General features: G+C 64.3%; 1 protein-coding gene. It reads right to left on the bottom strand.

The annotated features are described in order from the left end of the window. Nucleotides 1-633: hypothetical protein (locus FNJ47_RS46430; protein ID WP_163163504.1), on the bottom strand; the 633-nt coding region annotated here is incomplete at both ends.

Here is a 633-nt window from a genome sequence, read left to right as displayed (position 1 = left end):
GAAGCCGGACCGGAATATCGCGGGGTCGAGCACCAGCGCATCGGCCGCCGCTTCGCCGATCGCAATCTCCTGGCCTGCGTTCAACGTCAGCGTGCCGCCGCCGCTGAATCCATACGCGCGAATTGCGCCATCAAGGATGAGCGGGTTGGTGAAGAACTGCGTCCAGGCCAGATGCGAATAGTCATTGGCCACGAGGCTGACATTGCCGCCCTTGCCGCCCTGCGTCTTGCCGGTCGTCAGGATGGCGCCACCCGACGACACATCGATGAGCGATCCGCTCGCAAGCGTGATGCCGCCGGTCGTCGAAACGGTGAAGTTGCCACCATCCAGATGCGCCCGGCCCGATCCATCCGTTCCGGTCTGCTCGTTGCTCCACAGCCCGCTGAGATCAACGGCAACGTTCTGGCCGACCGTAGCCTGCGCCTTGCTGTTCGCGTCGTTCAGCGCCCACCATTGCTCGTTCTGGTTCTGGCCGAACACGGCGTGCATGAGGTTGGTCAGCGTCACGCTGCCACCATGCGCCGTGACGTTTGCGCCGAGTTCGACGTGCGGCGCCGCGAAGATCACCTGCGCGCCAGGCGCAAGCTCCAGCGGCGCCTCGACCAGAATTTCCTTGCTGCTCGCAAAGTTGAG

The organism is Bradyrhizobium uaiense (assembly GCF_010811875.1).
Classification (GTDB): Bacteria; Pseudomonadota; Alphaproteobacteria; order Rhizobiales; family Xanthobacteraceae; genus Bradyrhizobium; species Bradyrhizobium uaiense.
The sequence above is the reverse complement of the archived record's forward strand: the minus strand, read 5'-3'. Positions and strand labels throughout refer to the sequence as shown.